This window comes from Bradyrhizobium sp. SZCCHNPS1003 (assembly GCF_032381555.1).
GTDB lineage: Bacteria > Pseudomonadota > Alphaproteobacteria > Rhizobiales > Xanthobacteraceae > Bradyrhizobium.
Map to the genome: position 1 here is coordinate 655,040 of NZ_JAUHIU010000001.1, position 19,809 is coordinate 674,848.

General features: G+C 66.5%; 13 protein-coding genes. 5 read left to right on the plus strand and 8 right to left on the minus strand.

Annotation, left to right across the window (positions count from 1 at the left end; all coding sequences use genetic code 11):
- Window positions 1–259 precede the first annotated feature (259 nt).
- The 5 genes from QX126_RS03030 to QX126_RS03050 all read left to right on the plus strand — a co-directional run bounded on the left by QX126_RS03030 (window position 260) and on the right by QX126_RS03050 (window position 6,881).
- On the plus strand, window positions 260–2,791 hold the full coding sequence (locus QX126_RS03030; RefSeq protein WP_315779217.1) for a TonB-dependent receptor: 2,532 nt from the start codon (window positions 260–262) through the stop codon (window positions 2,789–2,791).
- Window positions 2,792–2,834: 43 nt separating this feature from the next.
- Window positions 2,835–3,524, plus strand: a complete 690-nt coding sequence (locus QX126_RS03035; protein WP_315779219.1) for a Fe2+-dependent dioxygenase — start codon at window positions 2,835–2,837, stop codon at window positions 3,522–3,524.
- 1,054 nt (window positions 3,525–4,578) lie between these two features.
- Entirely contained in the window at window positions 4,579–5,613 is a 1,035-nt protein-coding gene (gene exbB / locus QX126_RS03040; protein ID WP_315779221.1) for a tonB-system energizer ExbB, read from the plus strand.
- Window positions 5,614–5,616: 3 nt separating this feature from the next.
- Complete coding sequence (gene exbD, locus QX126_RS03045; protein ID WP_315779223.1) at window positions 5,617–6,066, plus strand: TonB system transport protein ExbD; 450 nt, start codon at window positions 5,617–5,619, stop codon at window positions 6,064–6,066.
- Between the two features lie 26 nt (window positions 6,067–6,092).
- Complete coding sequence (locus QX126_RS03050) at window positions 6,093–6,881, plus strand: TonB family protein (protein WP_315779225.1); 789 nt, start codon at window positions 6,093–6,095, stop codon at window positions 6,879–6,881.
- A 274-nt stretch (window positions 6,882–7,155) separates the two neighbouring features.
- Here the strand turns inward: QX126_RS03050 and QX126_RS03055 are convergent, their stop codons facing one another.
- The 8 genes from QX126_RS03055 to QX126_RS03090 form a co-directional block, all read right to left on the minus strand.
- Window positions 7,156–9,012, minus strand: coding sequence for an outer membrane beta-barrel protein (locus QX126_RS03055; protein WP_315779227.1), 1,857 nt, complete (start codon window positions 9,010–9,012; stop codon window positions 7,156–7,158).
- A gap of 96 nt (window positions 9,013–9,108) precedes the next feature.
- Entirely contained in the window at window positions 9,109–9,450 is a 342-nt protein-coding gene (locus QX126_RS03060) for a cupredoxin domain-containing protein (protein WP_315736411.1), read from the minus strand.
- Window positions 9,451–10,075: 625 nt separating this feature from the next.
- On the minus strand, window positions 10,076–10,849 hold the full coding sequence (locus QX126_RS03065) for a cytochrome b/b6 domain-containing protein (RefSeq protein WP_315772417.1): 774 nt from the start codon (window positions 10,847–10,849) through the stop codon (window positions 10,076–10,078).
- Window positions 10,850–10,859: 10 nt separating this feature from the next.
- On the minus strand, window positions 10,860–11,138 hold the full coding sequence (locus QX126_RS03070; RefSeq protein WP_315736410.1) for a PepSY domain-containing protein: 279 nt from the start codon (window positions 11,136–11,138) through the stop codon (window positions 10,860–10,862).
- A gap of 592 nt (window positions 11,139–11,730) precedes the next feature.
- Window positions 11,731–11,961 (minus strand): hypothetical protein, encoded by a 231-nt coding sequence (locus tag QX126_RS03075; RefSeq protein ID WP_315777693.1) that lies wholly within the window; start codon window positions 11,959–11,961, stop codon window positions 11,731–11,733.
- A 173-nt stretch (window positions 11,962–12,134) separates the two neighbouring features.
- Window positions 12,135–12,743, minus strand: a complete 609-nt coding sequence (locus QX126_RS03080) for a DUF4399 domain-containing protein (RefSeq protein WP_315736408.1) — start codon at window positions 12,741–12,743, stop codon at window positions 12,135–12,137.
- A gap of 9 nt (window positions 12,744–12,752) precedes the next feature.
- Complete coding sequence (locus QX126_RS03085; protein WP_315779229.1) at window positions 12,753–14,228, minus strand: formylglycine-generating enzyme family protein; 1,476 nt, start codon at window positions 14,226–14,228, stop codon at window positions 12,753–12,755.
- A gap of 32 nt (window positions 14,229–14,260) precedes the next feature.
- Window positions 14,261–19,555, minus strand: a complete 5,295-nt coding sequence (locus QX126_RS03090; RefSeq protein WP_315779230.1) for an AAA family ATPase — start codon at window positions 19,553–19,555, stop codon at window positions 14,261–14,263.
- Between the last annotated feature and the right edge of the window lie 254 nt (window positions 19,556–19,809).

The following is a 19,809-nucleotide window of genomic DNA, read 5'->3' on the forward strand; positions in this document are numbered from 1 at the left end:
CCAACTCTCCCATCAGCAATTGAATGATGGAGATCAGCTCAACCCAGGAGGTTTCAACTGTTGCCGTGAGGCGACATTTTGCGAACAAGTCTCATTTTCAGAAATGGATGGAAACTTTTCGTATTCCGGCCACCAGCGGAACCAGCTTTGGACCGCTTTCCCTCGCTTCTTGACTTGCATTCGCAACAGGCCCGCGCCCGTTGCGGGCGTTCAAACGAACCCAAGTCAAAGTTTTGCGTAACGAATGGGGTGGTCGAGTATGGGTAAGGCAATCTTTCCAAGGAGCTTGCGAGGGGCAAGCGGGCACGAGTGGGATCCATCTCCCGAGATTTCCGGTGTGAAAGTCTCGGCGGTCGCGAGCCTGATCGCGGTTGCCTCGTTCTCCAGTGCCGAAGCCCAGCAGGCGCCGCTGCCGTCCGTCAACGTCGAAGCCCCGGTGGCGCGCCCCAAGCCGGCCGCCTCGCGCCCGACCGCGGACCAGGTCCGCGCGCGCGACGCAATGCGCCGCGCCGCCCGCCAGCAACAGCAGCAGCAGGCCGCGGCGCCGAAGAGCAATCTGCCGCCCGACCGCAACCCCTATTCCAGCCCCGCTTCCGACTACAAGGGCGAGCGGCTGCAGGCCTCCGGCAAGTTTCCGGAGAAGCTGCTCAACACGCCAAAGACCGTCACCGTCCTGAGCAAGGAGATCCTGGCGGACAAGAACTCCACCAGCCTCAAATCCGCCGTGCTCTCCACCGCCGGCGTGACGCTCGGCACCGGCGAAGGCGGCAACGCGTTCGGCGACCGCTTCTTCATCCGCGGCTTCGACGCCCGCAACGACGTCTTCATCGACGGCGTGCGTGACGCCGGCGTCTCCGTGCGCGAAAATTTCTTCACCGAGCAGGTCGAGATCCTGCGCGGCCCGGCGTCGTCGTTCGCCGGCCGCGGCACCACCGGCGGCGCGATCAACATCGTGACCAAGCAGGCCACGACCGAGAACAGCTTCTACAACATGGACACCACGCTCGGCACCGACAGGACCAAGCGCGTGGTGATCGACGTCAACCAGAAGATCACGCCGACCTTCGCTGCCCGCGTCGGCGGCCTGTTCCAGGATGCCGGCGTTGCCGGCCGCGACTACGTCACCGACAACCGCAACGGCGGCTTCATCGCCACCAAGTGGACGCCGCTCGACACCGTCACCCTGTCCGCCAACTACATCCACAACGAGGTGACCGGCCGTCCGGACTTCGGCGTGCCGTATTATCGGCCGAGCACGCTCACCGCCGGCGCGCCGTTCCCCGAGGTCGGCTCGCCGCGCAACGCCTGGTACGGCTTCGTCAACCGCGACTTCTCGCGTGTCGGACAGGACATCGGCTCGTTCAATGCCGAGGTGAAGGTCACGCCCGACCTGACGATCTCCGACAAGGTCCGGGTGTCGCGCTCGACCTTGAACTACATCGGCACGCTGCCGGAAGGCCCGACCAACATCAATCCGCCGTCCGGCGCGCTCATCAGGGCGAATCCGCAAAGCCGCTTCCAGCAGACGGACGTGCTCGCCAACCAGCTCGAGGCGACCTACAAGTTCAACACCGGCAACTTCAGGCACACCGTGCTCGCCGGCCTTGAGGTCTCGCAGGAAAAGGCGCGCATCAACAGCTACACCGGCCTGACCTCCGAGCAGCAGGGCTTGGCGTTCGCGGGCAGCGGTTCGCTCTCGGGCGTGAGCGTGTTCAACCCGCAGTTCACCAACCTGCCGTTCGGCATTCCATCGTTGGGGCAATTCCCGACCAACGTGAAGATCGACTCGGCGAGCGTCTACGCTCTCGACAGCGTCAACTACCGCGATCTCGTCATCCTCAACGGCGGCGTGCGCTACGACAAATACGACGTCCGGGTCGACGGCTTCGGCACCGTCAACGGCGTCGCCAACACGCCGGGCTCGACGGCGGCCTCCAGCGGCATGCCGAACTTCAACGTCGGCATGACATTGAAGCCGGTGCCCTACGCCAGCTTCTATGCGGCCTACGCCACCTCGTCGAATCCGGTCGGCGCGGAGTTCGACGGCCTCAGCCCGCAATATGGCGGCCTGTCGGCGGTCACCAATGGCGGCGCAAACCAGATCTTCGGGCCCGAGAAGAACACCTCGATCGAGATCGGCACCAAATGGGAGCTGCTCGACGGTCGCCTGCTGGTCACGGGAGCGCTGTTCCAGACCGAGAAGGAGAACGCCCGCGAGTCGCGCAACATCACCAGCGCCGCGCAGGCCACCGCGGACTGCCCGTATCCGGCAGGCACCATCGGCTCCGTGCCGTGTCTCTCGGCCGGTGCCGCCTACCGCATCCGCGGCATCGACCTGCAGGCCGGCGGCAAGCTGACCGACAAATGGAGCATCTTCGGCGGCATCGTGCTGATGCAGTCCGAGGTGACCAAGTCGAACATCCCGCCAGCCAATACCGCGCTGTTCGCCAGCAATGTCGGCCTGCAGCTCGCCAACACCGCGCACCAGTCGTTCAGCCTGCTGACGAAGTACCAGATCAACGACACCTGGGAGATCGGCGGCCAGGCGGTGTACCGCTCGAAGATCTTCGGCGGCACCTGGCTGGCGGCGAACCAGGGCACGGAGCTGCCGAGCTACTGGCGTTTCGATGCGTTCGCGGAAGCCAAGCTCGACAAGAACTGGACGGCGAAGGTGTTTGTTGCCAACATCTTCGACAAGCTCTACTACGACGCGCTCTATCAGAGTGCCACGCCGTTCGTGCTCGTCGGTCCGGGACGAAGCGCTTCGATCGTCCTGTCCGGACGGTTCTGATCGCAGACCACCCAGCCGGGGGCATACATCAAGTGATGAGTTCATGCTGATCTGTGTCCCCGAAATTCTGAGCAAAGACGATGTGGCGGAGTTTCGCCGCATCATGGACTCCAGCGACTGGGAGGACGGCCGCTCGACGGCCGGCGCCCAGTCCGCCATGGTCAAGCGCAACGAGCAGCTGCCGCCCGACAGCGAGGTGGCGCGCAAGCTCGGCCACCGCATCATTTCGGCGATGACCGCCAATCCGCGCCTTCTCGCCGCCGCCATCCCGCAGCAGATCTTCCCGCCGCTGTTCAACCGCTACAGCGCTGAGTCGTGTCATCATTTCGGCATCCACGTCGACAACGCCGTGCGCGGCGACAAGCTCACGGGCCTGCGCATCCGCACCGACCTCTCGGTCACGCTGTATCTCTCCGAGCCGGAGGATTACGACGGCGGCGAGCTGGTGATTGAGGATCTCTACGGCTCGCACGAGGTGAAGCTGCCGGCCGGCGACCTCGTGCTGTATCCCTCCTCGAGCCTGCACATGGTCACCCCGGTGACGCGCGGCGTCCGCGTCGCCTCGTTCTTCTGGCTGCAGAGCATGATCCGCGATCCCCTCGCGCGCAGCATGATCTTCGATCTCGATACGACGATCCAGGGATTGTCGCAGCGGATGGGGCGCGACGATCCGGAAATGGTGCGGCTGACCGGCCTCTATCACAACCTGATCCGCTACTGGGCCGAGAACTAGAGGTTCTCCTTCGGTCGCAACGATCTGGTTGAGTTCGATCGTTTACGAGCCGGGTTGCACGCGATGCAGCCCGGCTCATTCGTTTTGGTGATGATCCCATTGCTCAAGCGCAGTCCCCAGCGCTCGCGACAGACCGCCATCCGAGCTCACATGCGGTCAGCTGGTCCGTTTCTCGGAGCTGTCGATCCATGTCTTTGACCGCTGGCGGATCGTCGTTGGCGAGCTCTGCGACTTTCCGTGGCGGTGAGCGCGTGCGCCTCGCGAACTTGAGCCCCCATCACGACCGCGATGGCCGTTGATCACGACGTGATCAGGGGCGCGCGGCGCATGTTTCTTGAACGACGCCGATCTCATCGACATTCTGATTCGGACTCGACGCCCTCAAGCTCCTTTCGGACGGCATCCCGTCCCGAAAGCCGCACGGCATGCCCTCGTACCAACCGAACAGGATCATCACGGCGGTGCCGACTAATTAGAATCGATGGAAGACCGAACGGAGGCAATTGCGTGACGCGCGGCCGCATCGGCGGCGTCATGCACGGCTAGCTCCGTCTCGCATCAGGACTTTCAGGGAGTTAGGACGTCACGTGCGGCATCGACGGCCGATGAACAGGCCGCACGATTCGATTTTTCATTTGGCATCGCACTCACCGGAGTGACTGCCGACCTTGATGTTCCCGCTTTGAGTCAACGGGCCGTCTCAAAACAGCCGGGTTACGACTAGAAACATTACAGAGAAGATAACTACCAAGGGGTATGCAGCAACATGTTCAGGATCGTTCTTCATGTAGGAGCGGTGATCGCAGCCGTTTCGGCCGGCGCCATGGCGCATGCCGAGCAGCCGGCCACATCGCCGAGACCTGGCCAGGCTGCAACCGCCCCGCAGACCACAGCACCAAATCCGGCGAATGCGACCGGAGCGAAATCCGTTCAGCCTCTGGCTACAGCGGCCGCCACGCAGGCGCCTGCCGTTGCGCCCGTCAACGCCGCCGCGGCCAGCGCGCCGGCTCCCGTTGCGCACGCAGCTCAAACTCAGAGCGCGGCGCCGAAGCCAGTGACCATCGGACAGGCGCAGACGGCCCCCGCTGTTGCCCAGCCCGCGCCGCAGACGGCCGCGCCTGCTCCCGCGGCAACGGCTCCGGCCACCGGCGGCGCCGCCACGGCGGCCGCACCGGCACCGGCTGTCACCACGCCGCAGGCTGCCGCAACGAGCCAGGCGCCGGCAGCCGCAACGAACGACGCCCAGCCGTCGACCGCTGCCGAAACCGTTACTGACGCGTCGGTGGGCGACAAGGCGAAGGATCAGGCAGAGAAGCCGACGCAAGGCGGTGCGCAGGCGGCATCACACGTGCCGCACGATCTGTCGCCATGGTCGATGTTCCTGGCCGCCGACATTCTCGTGAAGTCGGTGATGATGGGGCTGGCGCTCGCCTCGCTTGCGACCTGGACCGTCTTCATCGCCAAGACCATCGAGTTCTCCATCCTGCGCCGGAAGCTGAGCAGCGCGCTGCGCAAGGTCGACGACGTACGCTGGCTGTCGGAAGCCAAGCTCGCGCTGGGATCACGCCAGAACGTGCTGACGGCACTGATCGATGCCGCCATGCACGAGATCAGGATGTCGTCCGAACTGCCGTCTCACGGCGTCAACGAGCGCGCGGCGTCGAGTTTCTCCGAGATCGTGCGTGCCGAAGGCCGGCGTTGCCGGACCGGCATGGGGCTGCTCGCCACGATCGGCTCGATCTCGCCCTTCGTCGGCCTGTTCGGCACGGTCTGGGGCATCATGAACAGCTTCATCGGCATCTCGAAGTCGCAGACCACGAACCTCGCCGTGGTCGCGCCCGGCATCGCCGAAGCGCTGCTCGCGACCGCCATCGGCCTCGTCGCCGCGATCCCGGCCGTGATCATCTATAATCACTTCACGCGGGTGACCAAGGGCTACATGGAGCTCGTCAACCGGTCCTCCGGCGCCACCGCCCGCATGCTGTCGCGCGATCTCGACCGCGGCCAGAGCCACCACAGCCATCACGGCGAGCGCTTCGAGCCGATCCACGTCCACTCCGCGCCTCCGATGGCGCTCGCAGCGGAGTAGGTCATGGCCGTTTCTCTGTCTGAAGGTGATGGTGACGACGATCTCGGCGAGACCAGCGACATCAACGTCACCCCGTTCATCGACGTGATCCTGGTGCTGCTGATCATCTTCATGGTCGCGGCACCGCTCTCCACGGTCGACGTGCCGGTCGATCTTCCGACCTCGACCGCCACGCCGCAGAAGAAGCCAGACAAGCCGATCTATGTCAGCATCAAGCCGGATCTGACGCTGTTCGTCGGCGAGGAGCAGGTGAGGCGGGCGAGCCTGGTCAGCACGCTCGAGCACATCCCCGAGGCCGCCAAGGACAAGTTCATCTTCCTGCGCGCCGACCGGGGCGTGGCCTATGGCGAGCTGATGGACGTGATGGAGCTGCTGCGGACCGGCGGCTATCCGAAGATCAAGCTCGTGACTGTCGAAGGCGTCTCACAGGCCGCCGCCCAGGCTGCACATTGAAACCAGTGAAACGACGGAAGTGAAGAATGGTCGAACACAAGTATCAAGGAGCGTCGCGCCGCTTGTGGATCTCAGCCGCGATTGGCGCCGTGATGTTGCACGGTGGCGGCGCCGCACTCGCGGTCGTCCATCTCAGCGGCAATGATGCGGAAGGTGGCCTCGGCGCCGCCGGCGCCGAGTTCGCGCTCGAGATGGCCTCGCCCCAGGTCGAGGACAACGATCTTCCGCCGGGTCCCGACAGCGACGCGGCCGAAGCTGCGCCGGAGCAGGTGCAGCAGACCGCCGAAGTCAAGGAGTCCGACGCCGTCAAGGACAAGCCGACCGAGACCGAGGAAGAGGCCGATCGGGTCGTCACGCAGAACGACCCCAAGAAGCCGGAGAAGGAGGAACAGCAGCAGGCGACCCAGCAGGCCGAGGCGTCGGTCGCGTCTGCCGCGCAGGAAGAATCGGCCCGCAAGGCGCTGGACGAGGCCGCGCCGCCGGCGGAGACGGCCAAGGCCCCCAATCCGGGAATGGGCAAGGACAAGCAGAAGCTGACCAACGATTGGGGTCGCAAGATCAGCGCCTATTTCGAGCTGCACAAGCGCTATCCGGAAGGCAAGAAGCACAATGGCACGGTCAAGGTCGCGCTGGTGCTAAGCCGGGCCGGCAAGGTGGTGTCTGCGTCCGTCATGCAGTCGTGCGGCGACTCGATGTTCGACGATGCCGCGCTTGCGATGATCCGCCGCTCCGACCCGGTGCCCGCGCCGCCGTCCGGACTGACGGACGATCAGTTCAGCTTCAGCCTCGACGTGAACTTCAATCAGAAGAAGTAGTCGTGGCCGAACTGACGCGCAGATCCGGAGTTGGCAGCGCTCACCTCGTGGGCGCTGCATTTCGTTTTGGAGACTGGAGCCAGCCACTCCCGCCGCGCGTCCACCCGTCGCTGGGTGGCTATACTACATGGCGAAGCCGGCGCGAAACTCCAGCTTCCAGGCTTGCGGCCCTGCCCCGGAATGACTGTGGCCGCGTCACGACAGCAGGCGTGATCTCCAGGCGCGCGCTCAGAAGACCGCAGATGCCGCGCGCGGGCGCCTGCCGGGCAGCCGATCAGTACTGTACCCGCGCGCCGACCTGCACCACGGTCGCCGACAGATTGTTTTCGCGGAAGTTGGAGCGCGTCTCCTCGCGCCGGACGCTGGCCCTGAGCTGCAGCAGGCGTGAGAACTTGTAGAGCATGCCGAGCTCGACCAGGTAGCGGTCGTCGACCCGCGTCGTGCCCGTGAAGGCGTCCTGACCAAAGCCGGCGAGGAAGGTGCCGATCAGCCACGGCTCGAACTGGTGCTCGACGCCGACCGTGACGTCGCGCTTGAGCACGCCGGAGATTCCGGGCTCGGTGATCTCCACGACCTGCGACTTGGCGCCGAACATCACCGCCGTCTCCTTGGCATACTGCCAGGTCAGGTTGGCGTCGGCGATGAAGCCGTTGACCGGTTTCAACATCGGATCCTGATAGCGGCGCGTGAGATAACCCACCGCAACGTCGCCGGTCAGCTTGTCGGCATAGTTGAAGGTCACGCCCGCCTCGACCGCGGTGCCGGTGGAGTCGCGGCGAAAGCCCTCGGCATCGACCGCGATGTCATGAACGCGGCGGTCGACGGCGACGTCGACGAAGGGCCGGATCTCCGGGGTCAGGTTGTAGGTCACGCGGCTCTGCGAGCCGTACTGGACGAAGTTGCGATCGGCGTTGCTGACGATCTGGCCGTCCATCAGCGGCGCGTTCTGGAAGGCGACACGGTCGATGGCGGCCTTGGTCGAGATTTCGACCTCCTCGAACCGCTTGGTGACGCCGGCCGAGCCGCCGACGGTGGAGGCCAGCGGAATCTTGGCGAACCGGCCGGCGAAGCGCGGCGTGCCGGGATCATCGGCATCGACGGCAACGTGCCCCTCGCCGTTGAGCGCAAACGTATCGGTGATGTCGTAGCGTCCATTCACCTTGGCGTCGACGGTAGGCCTGCTGAGCTGCCGGAGCTTCGCATAGTCGATGTAGCCGACGCGCACATCGGCGTTGAGCAGATGCCGCTCGAACTGAGAGCGCACGAGCAGGACCGGCGCAACGCTGACGAACGCCGAGCCCTTGCCTTGTGGTACACGGCCGGGATTGCTGTCGAAGCCTGACGACATTTCGAACGCAGGCTTCAGGATGAAGTTTCCCACCGTGATGCCCTTGGGCTCATAGGGGTCCTCCTCCATCATCGGCGGCTGCGCCGGCGGCTCCTGCGGCTTCTGCCCCTTGTTCACCGGCGGCAGCCGCATCTTCGGCTTATCGGCCAGAACGGGAATCGGCTGCGCATCCTGTCGCGGAATTGGCGGCAGGTTGCGCGGCAGCACGCCACGGGTGGCCGGCGGCGGACTGACGGCGAAGGCCAGCGCATCCAGACAGCGATTGGGGACGTTCGTCGTCGACAGCCGGCCGGGCGTCGACAAGCAGCCGCCAACCAGGAGGCCGGCGGACGGAGCACCGAAAAAGCCGTTTCGAACCGGAGCCAGACGCGGCGCCGGTTCGCGGCGCGCGGCCTGAGGGAGCGCGCCCGCGCCGGCATCGATCGGAGACCGGGGCCGCGGCGGTGCAGCCCCATCCACCTGCGTTGCCGCCTTGGGCTCCGGCTCGACGCCGCCAGGCGAAACGATCACCTGCGGAATGACCAGCGGTCCATTGCCATTCGCGGGCCGCGCCGGCTGGCGGCGGCGGTTCGGCACGACCACCACCGGCCCACCCTCGGCGGCCCCGGGATCTGCATAGGCTCTGACCTGGCTCCCCGGAACGACGGTCTGACCGTAGGACGGCGCGGCTCCAAACAGCGTCACGAGCAGCACGGTGATCGCAACCGACTCCTCCTGGCACCATGAGACGTCGCGACCGATGCCACGTCTGGAAGCGACCGTCTCTCGTGCTGCCCGTTCCAAAAAGCCTCGTCTCCGTCGAGTTCGGCAACCTGCGAAGCGCCCCCCCGCGGCGTGACACGTTCCGGCATCACGGCGCCGCGGGGGCCGAAGGCCGGATCACTCGATGATCAGCGTGCCCTTGTTTCCCTGATGGAAGTCGTCGAAGAATTCGTAGCGTCCCGGCTTCTGCGCCTTGACCTTCACGACGCCTTCCATGTTCGGCTTGATCACCGTCTCGAACTCCAGGGGCTCGCTCTCGAACTCGACCGGCGCGCCATCCAGATTCTTGACCTTGAACACGATCGGCGTGTCGGCCGGCGCCTTCATCTCCGTCGGCTGAAACTTGTTGTCCTTGACCGATATCTCGATCGTGGTCTCCGCCGCGCCCGCCGGAAGCGCGAGCGCCGCGATCAACAGCGCGGCGGCTCCTGCTGCCTGTACCTTCCCAAAGAGATTCATGGTGTATGTCCCTGTCCCGAATTCACCCGAATGTGCCGGACGGCTTCCAGACGCTCGCCTGTTTCGACGAGTCTCCGACACTTCATAGAACGACTATAAAGTCCCGAATGCGGCAATTTGCCGTGTCCAAATTTGACAACATCGTTGTGTGCGACAAAGCGCGCGACTTTATTAGTTGCGTAGCGTCGCGGCGCCGCGCAGATGCATCGGCTTGAGCATCGCCGACGCGCGGCACCGAATGACAGCGACGAAAATCAGCGGTTTCTGCGGTCGAGAGCAGCATGATCGCCTTGGTTCGCATCGCGGCTGTGCTGATATGAGACACGACAGGTCATGCAGCGTCGTCGCACACCCCGCGAACCACACGAGACTCACGTTCGACCGCGCGCGCTGCGCGCAGCACATGCATGATCCTCATGCGCCGGCTCGTCGAGGCGACTGCGAGCGAGATACACGCATAGGAACGCGCTCGCGCTGGTCCCGCGCGGCATGGACCGAAATGTGCGTGTGCCTCCATCCAGCTCGAGCCGTGCGCGGACAAGCCTTGCGCGCACCAGAAATGAAATCAGACGCGAGCCCGCCCGCCCATATCGGCGGCGAGCGCACACGACCGATGCCCGCCGCCTCACCTGCCGACCCCCAGCCGCTTGTCGTGAATGCTGAGGGACCGCGGCATGCGTGCGGGCTTCGCGGCGCCAAGCGTCGGATTCACGCGCAGGGGCGGCAGATCGGGCACGACGGATACGTGCTCCTCGTTCGCCATCGGCTCGGGCTCCGGGTTCTGCCGTGCGACGCTGCGCGCCGCCGCCGCACGCACGATTCCGGGCACGCGCTTGCGTCCCGTGACCATCGCGCGCATCAGGTTCTCCCGCTGCAGCACGCTCATCCACACCGTGCCGAGCACATGCACGGCGATCAGGGCGATGATGGCATTGGACGACAGCGCATGCGCCTGTTCGATCCAGCCGACGCCGAAGAACCGGACCGAGACCTGCATGACGCCGCTGATGGTCGAGACGATCAGAAGCGCGAGCATCACGACCAGCATCGCGGCGCCTGCCGGGTTCAGCCCGAGATAGCGTCCCGTCTCTCCGCGCAGCATGCCCACGATGTATTGAGGCGCCGCCCGCAGCTTGAGGCTGATCCGCGCGAACAGCGAATGGCGGCTGCCGATCAATCCCCAGATCAGCCTGAAGGCGAGCAGACCGATGACGGCGTAGCCCGCCAGCCGATGCAGGCGGTCGAACGTGTTGGGCGTGACGCAGGCGACGAGCACGAAGGCCGCGAGCGACCAGTGCCAGACGCGCAGCGGAAAATCCCAGACCGCCACGGTCCCCGAACTTGAGTTCGCCGGCGTCTCGGAGGAGACGCTCCGCTGCGCCCGGCCTGCGTCACGCATGACCATCAGATCACTTCGCCTTCGTATGCTTCAGTGCGAGGTCCTCGGGGCTGTAGAACAGCTCATAGAGCTTGCCGCCCTTGACGCCGTAGACCTCGTAGCAGGTGCCCTCGATCTTGGTCTGGCGGACCTCGTAGCCGGCAGCCTTCGCCTTCGCTTCGGCCTCGGCCGTTGTCTTCCACGACGCCTTGTCGAGCTTGGTGCAATCCTTGTAGCCGTCGGCGAGCGCAGCGGAGCCCGACGCAAGACCCGCCGCCAATGCCACAACCATTATCTTGATGACCTTCATTATCAAATCCCTCCTCGAAGACTGCGCCATCGGCGCCAACAGCGCTCGATGCGCGGGCTACAAAGGGGAGGGAGATTTCAACGAAACTTGGACATCGCATTCCGCGGCGGACGGCCTCGAACACGCATGCGCGGCTCGAAACAATCCGCATCCGGCCGCAATGTCGCTGAGATGCGAACTCATATACGTTCCAGTCAGGATCGAACCGTGTCGGCAGGCTGCTGATCTTTTTCCGGAATCGGCAACGTGCGTAGTTCCCCGTACGTTGCAACTGATATTGATTCGCAAGGATGTAGCAGCACTGGCGCGAGGCGCACGCGCCTTCCTCGCGCATAAGGCGTCACTGGCGATGCGCGCGGGACCACACTCCTGCCCGATTGCGGCTGTGACCAGGGTGAGGCGAGAAAGGAACCGACAGCTACACGGCTGCGACCTTAAGCCTCAGAAAAAAATATTCTGAGCGCTGCGATCGTTCACACGACCGGAGCGATATCGGTACCGGAAAATGACAATGCGGCTGTGCGCACGCATCTACCAACCGTCAAGCGCACATGCGTGCGAACCGCGGTATACCGAAGAAGCGATCCTGATCTCAGGGCCGGGCGCTGCCCTTGCCGACACCGACCACCGGCCAGGATGGCGGATCGCTGCAGGGAAACGACTTGTCGGATGCCTCGGCAACGACGTCCCAGCTCGCGTCGGGATCTGCCATGGAATCGCGCCCGGACGAGCGGCCACGGCCGGGTGAGCTGCCCTTGCTCTCGCCGCCGCTGCGGAGCGCGACGTCGGCGCGCCTCGCGAGCCTTGGCGCGAATTTCGACATGCTTCATTCCATCGCTGCGGCAGACAGGATGATGATGGATCGCCCTTGCCGCTATGGAGCGACAAGCGCCGCCCTCGGCGATGGTTCCACAAGGAGCGACCGAGCTTGCGTCCCACGGTCGCGCGTAAGCAGACGCACATCAACGCGCCCGGCCACCGGGAATGGAGAGGTCGTCACTTCGTCCCGGAGAAGACGCGGCTGATGAAGTCGGAGCTCTCGGGCGACTTCGTCGTCTCCGGCGACGGCTCGGGCTGGGCCGGCGGTTCGGCTGGTACGGATCGGATCTGCGGTCTGTTTCGGGCGCTGACGCCACGCGTCGCGCGCGCCTCCTGCTCGCCTCCGTTCGGCTTGCTCACCGTGATCATGATCTTCTCGGAGATCACCGGCGGATCGAAGTTGAGATGCCTGGTGTCGCCCAGCACGAGCTGCAGCGTGTGCTTGCCGGGCGACAATTCGATCCGCGCCTCCGTCTCCCCCGCTGCGTAATGAACGTGTTTCTTGTCACGCGGAATCTCCTCGCCGGCCTGCATCGTCTCGTCGACGTCGACCAGAAGATGATGATGGCCACTGCCGGCGAAATCGTCACCCGCATGGGTAACGCCCATGTTGCGAAGCCCGAAGCGGGCGATGACGGGCCCGGTCACCGTCTCCCCGTCCGCAGGGGAGATGAAATAGACGCGGGCATCCTTCGCAGCCTTCGTTCCCTTGGCCGGCGCCAATGACGGCGCGAGCACGAGCGATGCAGTCAGGATGAGGCAGAGTCGCGCAGACCTCGGCAGCATGCAAATCCCCTATGGTGAGAGCGCGACGCGGAAACCCAGGGTCGGATGCCGGATGCGGCCGTCATAGCGGTCGCGGCTGCCGGCCCGCGCATCGGCGGCGCCGTTCTTCCACGATCCCGAGCGGATGACGCGGGCATAGCTGCTCTCCTCGAGCCAGGCCGATCCGTCCGCCGGCGCGCCTTTGTAGTTCTTGTGCCAATTGTCGGCGACCCACTGGCCGATGCCGCCGCCCATGTCGAACAGGCCGTAAGGATTGGCCTGGACGCTGCCGATTTTCGGCGGCTGATCCGTCTCGGCCTCGCCGGCGCCGTTGCAGCCCTTGCAACTGGCCATGCCCGGGCGCATGCGATCGCCCCACCAATAGCGGGTGCGCTGGCCGCCGCGCGCGGCGTATTCCCACTCGGCCTCGGTCGGCAGCCGGAACGACTTGCCGGTCGCCTTCGACAGCCAGCCGAGATAGGCCTGGGTGTCGTCGTAGCTCAGGTTGGTGACCGGACGATCATCCGCACCGGTCGCGATGTCGGCGCAGCTTGCCGCCGCGACACACTGCCTCCACTCGCCGATCGTGACGGGATACTTGCCGAGCGAGAACGGCCGCACGCTGACCTGATGCGCCGGCTGCTCGGACTCGTCGTCGCCACCCATCGCAAAACTGCCGCCGGCGATCGCGACCAGCTCAGGCACGCGCAGTTTCGACTCGGCTTCCGGCGCCGGCGCGGGCCGCGAGATGGCTGCGGTGTCGGATGATCGCGCCAGCGTCGCCTCGAGGGGCGGAGCCGCCTGGCGCGGCGCGATGAAGGCGCTGGACGGCGATCGCGAGGCGTCCTGGGGCGTGCTGGCGGCTTCCAACAGGATCCGGCGCGGCGAAGGCAGCGGCGCGGCAGACTGCGCCTCCCGCTGCGAGCTCGACGATCCGGCCGACCCAGGCGGCGCCTGAATCAGCAGCCCGATCTCGCGTAGCGGCAGCAGCACGCCGCCGAGGAAGACGATGCCGAGGACCACGACGCCGAGCGCTCCACGGATCAGCTTCTTGCGAGCTCCTGCAGCCGGTGCGAACAGGGCCTTCAGCCGGCCGCCCTCACCCTTCTCCTCCTGATCATCGTCGCCGCCGTCGTCCCATCTGTCCGGAAGGGACGCCGCCGGCGCGAGCGACGGGCGCGGACGCACCGGAGAGACAGCTGCAGGTTCTCGTCGAGCCGCACTCTCCGGCTCTGCGATCTCCCATTCGGCGTCGAGCGACTGCTCGAGCGCGCCGCACATCATCAGCAGCAGCCCGCCTTCGCTCTTGCCGGTCCAGCGCTCCTGCACCTCGGGACACTCGACCTGATCCTCGACGCGCAGGAAGCTCGGCGGACGCATCGGGCTGAGCGAGACCTGCACCGTACGGCCGCAGCGCCGGCAGGCCACCGCGCGGGAATCCTCCGGCAGCGCATCCTCGGCGAGCTTGGGAGCCCGCAGCCATTGCAACGCTGAACTCTCGCTCATGCTGTCCTCGCTCGTGATGCCCGCCAACCCCGTCACTGACCCCAGCTGGCGAACACGTCCTTGAACACGCGGTCGCCGTCGGATCCCTTCTCGATCGACAGCAGCGCCCGGTTGCCGCCCTCGTAGACGATCGGAATGTCGAACCACTGCTTGCCCTTGAGAAGCATCAGGTTGCGCTTGGTATCGACCTCGTTGGCGGACAGCGCGACCATGAAGTATTTCGGTGTCACCCTGGCGGTCTGGGTCACCAGCGCCGTCCCGCGCTCGGCCTCCTCGCCCTTCAGGCCGATGCCCCTCAGGCTGTTGAGGCCGCTCACCGACTGATCCGGCCAGTCGAACTTGAGCTCCATGACGTGGCTCGCCGGCATCTCCATGTCGGCGTTCCGCCGCAGCGAGATCGTGGCCTTGGCGCCGTTCTCGATCTCGATCTCACCCTTGATCGCCAGCGTCGCATCGAGTCGCGGCCCCTTGCTCTGCTCGATCGACCAGGTGACCTTGCCCGGATAACGCTTGCCCTTCGGATCCTGCGGATCCTCATGATAGAGGAACGCCTGCGCCGGTATGCTAACCGGCACGCTCATGCCGACCGTGGCATGCTCCTCGGCCGCGGCGACAACCACCGGCTTGGCCTCCGGCGTGATCCGCTCTGCATTGACCTTATGGGCGCCCGGTTCGCTCGGCAGAGCCGACGCTGCCGTCGCACCGCTCAGGGACAGCTGGATCCGTTCCGACGCGCGCTCCCAGGACACCGCCGCACCGACGACTGCCAGCAGTCCGGCCGCGGCAAATGCCATCACCCGCCGGCTCGGCCGACGGCGGCGTGGTGCCGCGGCGTTCTCCGTCGACTTGAACGCCATCTCGACGAGGGAGGGATGAATCTTGATCTCTGTCGCCGGCGCTGCAGAAGTCGCAGCAGAGGCTGGAGCCGCAGCAGCGGCGGCGGGCTCAGTGGTGGCAGAAGCCGCTGCCGCAGCGGGTATCGCAACGACGCCAGGCTTCACGGGCTCTGCCGGCGCGGCGCTCGTGGACTCCGCCTCGATCTCCGCCGTGACCACCTTCTTTTCGGCAGGGCGCTGCGGCACCGCAAACCGATCGGCGACAATGACCGGCGCTTCAGTGACGGCGGCCGCGCGCGGTTGGGTCTGCTCGGCCGTGGCCGGCTGCGCGACGGCCGGAAGCTCAGGCGGAGCCGGAGTCACAACCGGCGTCACCATGTCCGCGGCCGGCTCGCGCGGCGGACGCCGGCGCAGAACGCGAACCTCCGGCGAGGGCTTGGGCGCAGCCGCGCGGCTCTCGGCCCGCTGCGGTATCGCGGGCGCGCTGGGCTTGGCCGCGACAGCCGTGACGATGTCCGTCCCCGAGCGGCGGGCCATCGACAGATATTTCGCGACGGTGGCGATCTCCTCTTCGAGCGAGTGCGTCGTGATGACCTGCCGTGGCTGCGGCCGCTGCTTCGGCGCCGGCGCGCGGGCCGGCCGCGGCAGCTCGGCGGCCGGTGCATCGGCCGGCCTGGACGTATCAGCGGGCAACAGCGGAGCTGGGACCGAGGCTGCCCCGACGCCGGCAGGGCGCGCACGCAGCTCGATCCTGCGATCGGGAAAGAGGATCTCGGCGAGATCGCGCAGCGAGGCACCCGGCATCAGCAGCCGCCGCAGCGCCGGCCGAACGCGGCGCAGCGTGTTCGTTTCGGTGCGTTTGACAACAGTATCGTTGCGGCCGGCTTCGACCACGGCCCCGTCGTCGTGAAGCTCGTCGCTGATCAGAACCTTGCGGGCCCGCAGCATCGCCGTCAGTTCGCGCAGATCGGAGCGGGAGGCGTGGTCGATGACCAGAAGATCGAAGGTGCCGATCCGGGCCGGCAGCAACTCGGCGACACGCCAGGCCGGCATCACGTGACAGGGAATCTCCTCGAGCCAGCCGTCCAGAGACCTGCGCGCGGCAAACCGAAGTCGGCGCGCGGTCGGGCCGGAGCAGGCCGACGCCATCTTCTGCATCGAGTCCCTGAACCGCTTCACCGCTTGCCTGACGGCGCCGCCCGCATTCTGCGCGATGCCCAGCGACATGCGGGCGCCGATCACCGCTTCGAACAGGGCCAGCGACCGCGTCTCCAGCCGCGCGCGCTGAGCCGCGAGGTCATGCAGCAGCTGCCGCTCCTCCGCACTTTCGATCCGCATCAGCACGGCCCAATTCCAGGCCGCCACCCATTCCGCGAGCGTCGCCGCATCCTTCGCCTCGCCCGCGGCCGGCGCGGACCGCAGCCGCTGCGCCAGACTCGGCGCGCCCGCTGCAGTCGCCATCCGGCAGGCGGTCCTGACGAGTTCGTAGTCCGGGCTGGCCTCGCGGATCTTCTCCATGGTCGCGAGAATGCCTGTCCACCGCGTCTCGAGCTCCTGGGGCTCCGTCTCGGCGTCACCGACCCGCGACAGCACGTCATCCTGAACGGAGACGGCGAGCTCTCCCGCCCGGGCGAACAATTCGCCCAGCCGCGCAAGCTCGACCAGCGGACCCGATACGCGCGTCATGACGGTCCGGATAGCCGCGCCGAACGCGGCCAGCCGCTGCGCATCCGCCAGCATCGCCCTGACCTCGCCGTCCGGCATCGACAGCTTGCAGCAGGCATCGGCCACGTTGCGGACGGCGAGCGCGGCCGTCACGATGGCGGCCTCGACGCTCTTGACGATGTGCTCGAGGTCATCGAACGTCCGTGCCGATTCCAATTGAAGCGCGGGTGCATCGATCTGCGTCGCGATCGACGTCCAGCGCGCGCGCAACGCATGCAGGTCGTGGCGCCACAGCAGGAAGCGCCCGACATATTGCCAGTCCGCCGGCTTCGACGGCGCGGCACCGTCCACCGTGATCGCTTCGACGGCGGCCTTCAGCGCGCGGCGCGAGGGCGAGAACCGCGCGAACGGCTTCTCGCCGGCCGCAAGCCGCTCGACCACGCGGATCGCGTCCTTCCTGGTGAACGCCTCGACCGGCGCCTGCACCTGGCGCCTCGCGAATTCGGCGCTCCGCGACAGTTGGAACGAGGCATCACGCGCCCAACCCACGACCTTGTCGAGACCTGCGGGAGCGTCAGCCTTTGCGGCACCGAGCGGCGACAGCCGCGCGAGCCAGGTCTCTTCGGCGATGACGCGATGGCCGGCTACCAGCGCATCGAGGTCGGCCGCCAGGCGGGTGGTTGCGTCAAGCCCGAAGGTCGCGATGGCGTCGAGCGCGAGATCCTCGTCGCGGCCTGCGTCCGACGTCAGCCCTGCCTGGTGCTGCAGCTCCGCGTGCAGACGCAAGATCGCGGCGGCATCGGGAAGCGCCGCGAGCTCCGGCAACTCGTCATCGATATGCTTGAGATCAGTGGCAAGCCGCAGCCGCGCGTCGCGCGCCTTGTCGACCGCCGTGACGAGCGGGTCCGTAGCCGCGAGCAGGCGCTTCGGCCGGTCGGCGAACCAGGCATGAATGTCCAGCTCGCCGATCAGCGCATCGAACAGATCGAACGGCAGCTCCGGCAAGCCGCCGGCGAGCCGCAGATTGCGCCCGACGATCTCGGCGATCTCGTCGTCCAGCGATGCGATCTGCGTGCGCTTCGAGATGATGTCGCGCTCGAGCCGGCCGATCTGACCGACATGGTCGCGCAGATTGGTCGCGTCCAGGATCGATTGCAGCCGGCCGGCCAGGGCTTCGGCCTTCCTGAGCACGTCCTTGTCGGAGCCGGTCGAGCTGACGGTCAGCTCGCGAATGGCCGGCGGCAGCTTCTGATGCAGCAGGGAAAGTGCAGCCTCGTCCCTGGACACGACGAGGACGCGCGAGCCGAGCGCGAGGTGATGGCAGACGACGTTGGCGAGCGCCGTGATCCGATCGTCCCGTGCGACGGACTGGACCATCAGGCCATCCGACCGGGACAGCTCGCGCACGATTTCGACATCCTCCACGACCGCCGGCAACGGGAAGAACAGATCTCCCTGCTCGACGGCGGCAGGCTTGGGCGCAGGCGCAAGGTCGATCGGGCCACCGACGACACTGGACAGATGCCGGCGCAAATTGGCGTGCCCTCGTCCATCCGGCTGCGACAGCAGCGCGCTCACGGCTTCCGACAGACAGCACTCGCTTTGCGGCGCATGCACGATCGCGTTCTTGAGGCAGTCGATGTCGCGCAGGGCGAGGCTCTCCGGCCGACGCCGCGCGGAGATGGCCCAGCGTCCCGACGTGAGCGTGGCCTCCGCGGCCTCCATCGCCGGCGCGCCGTCCGAAGACGCAGGATTGCGCGACGGCTTGTGACCGGATTGCACGCCCGCGGCGCTCAGGATCTGATCGAGGCCGATCGGCGTGAATGGCGACAGCTCTGCGCGCTGCTCCAGCACCTCGACCAGGCGGTCCGACCTGTCGCGCACGGCAAGCGCCGCGTCCGGTGCCACGGCATCGAGCGCCCTCAAATTGACGGTTGCGCCGACGAAGCGCGGCCGGACCCTGACCTCGGCATCCGGACGCGCGATGATCTCGATCTCGACCGCGCGCTCGAACAGCGGCAACTCGAATTCGCGCCCGCCCTGCCGCCACGATGACAGCGCGATGCCCCACAGGACCTCCATCGCCTGATCGGCGCGGATCGCGGCGGCCATGTCGCGCAGCCGCTGGTGGATCGCCATCGTACGGCGGCGCATGCGCTCGGTGTCGGCCCAGACGGTCCATGGCCCGCTGATATAGCGCTCGATCCGCTGCACGAGGTCAGGGCGCTGCTCCAGGCGCAGCCGTCCGGTCCAGGCGCCCAGCGCCGGGGCCGGCGAAAAATCCTCGGGCCGTGCGTGGCGGGCAAAGGTGAGGCGGTTCTTCTCGATCTCGTCGACCGTGACCAGGATGCTCTCGTGCTGCGATGGACGACGGTCGGGGTCGGACGACGGCTCGACCCAGGTTTTGAGATCGTCGTCGATGGCGGGCGACTCCGTCGCGGCGAGCGCCTCGACGGCGAGCCACACCGGGCCGTCGACATCGAAGGTATTGAGCACCACGCCCGGCAGACCCGCCAGCTCCTGCTGGTCGAGCGTGAAGCCGTGATCGTCGGCGAATGGATGATCCGGCTGGCGCTCCGCCGGGGAGCCCTCGGCACGAATGATCTCGGTCAGACTGCCGAGCACGTCCTGCAACGGCTCGACGGCCGATCCCGTGCCGAGCACTTCGCTCGTCGAGAACGCCCAGGCGTTGGTCGGCGACTGCGGCTCCAGGGCCGCGGCGCCGATAGCACCAAGCAGCCGCATGCCGTGATCGGCTGCACTGTTCTGCGCCTTGCGATCGCCCGCGCCGGCCTCGTTGGGCCGCACATTCACCAGCTGGCTCATCGCGCAGATCCTTCTCTGAAGTCGGCCGCGACGTCGGCACGAGCGCGGCGAGAGGCTGACCGACAAGGATGGCCCTGCGCGTGATCACGGTGCGCCGGGCGATCGGAGAGTGGGTTCAGAGTGGACAAGCTTGCCTCGCTGCAACGTCGACGGAACTCCCGACTCGTTGCGGAGGCGTATGGCGAAGTGAGGTCACATCAATGACCCGACAGGTAGATGAATGTGACGATTCTCGCTCCCGTAGGAGAATCGGG

What these genes read in the sequence shown, in the direction of transcription:
- QX126_RS03030 (WP_315779217.1), top strand. Translation starts at nt 260, where the DNA reads ATGGGTAAGGCAATCTTTCCAAGGAGCTTGCGAGGGGCAAGCGGGCAC.
- QX126_RS03035 (WP_315779219.1), top strand. Translation starts at nt 2,835, where the DNA reads ATGCTGATCTGTGTCCCCGAAATTCTGAGCAAAGACGATGTGGCGGAG.
- exbD (WP_315779223.1), top strand. Translation starts at nt 5,617, where the DNA reads ATGGCCGTTTCTCTGTCTGAAGGTGATGGTGACGACGATCTCGGCGAG.
- QX126_RS03050 (WP_315779225.1), top strand. Translation starts at nt 6,093, where the DNA reads ATGGTCGAACACAAGTATCAAGGAGCGTCGCGCCGCTTGTGGATCTCA.
- QX126_RS03060 (WP_315736411.1), bottom strand. Translation starts at nt 9,450, where the DNA reads ATGAATCTCTTTGGGAAGGTACAGGCAGCAGGAGCCGCCGCGCTGTTG.
- QX126_RS03065 (WP_315772417.1), bottom strand. Translation starts at nt 10,849, where the DNA reads ATGCGTGACGCAGGCCGGGCGCAGCGGAGCGTCTCCTCCGAGACGCCG.
- QX126_RS03070 (WP_315736410.1), bottom strand. Translation starts at nt 11,138, where the DNA reads ATGAAGGTCATCAAGATAATGGTTGTGGCATTGGCGGCGGGTCTTGCG.
- QX126_RS03075 (WP_315777693.1), bottom strand. Translation starts at nt 11,961, where the DNA reads ATGTCGAAATTCGCGCCAAGGCTCGCGAGGCGCGCCGACGTCGCGCTC.
- QX126_RS03080 (WP_315736408.1), bottom strand. Translation starts at nt 12,743, where the DNA reads ATGCTGCCGAGGTCTGCGCGACTCTGCCTCATCCTGACTGCATCGCTC.
- QX126_RS03085 (WP_315779229.1), bottom strand. Translation starts at nt 14,228, where the DNA reads ATGAGCGAGAGTTCAGCGTTGCAATGGCTGCGGGCTCCCAAGCTCGCC.
- QX126_RS03090 (WP_315779230.1), bottom strand. Translation starts at nt 19,555, where the DNA reads ATGAGCCAGCTGGTGAATGTGCGGCCCAACGAGGCCGGCGCGGGCGAT.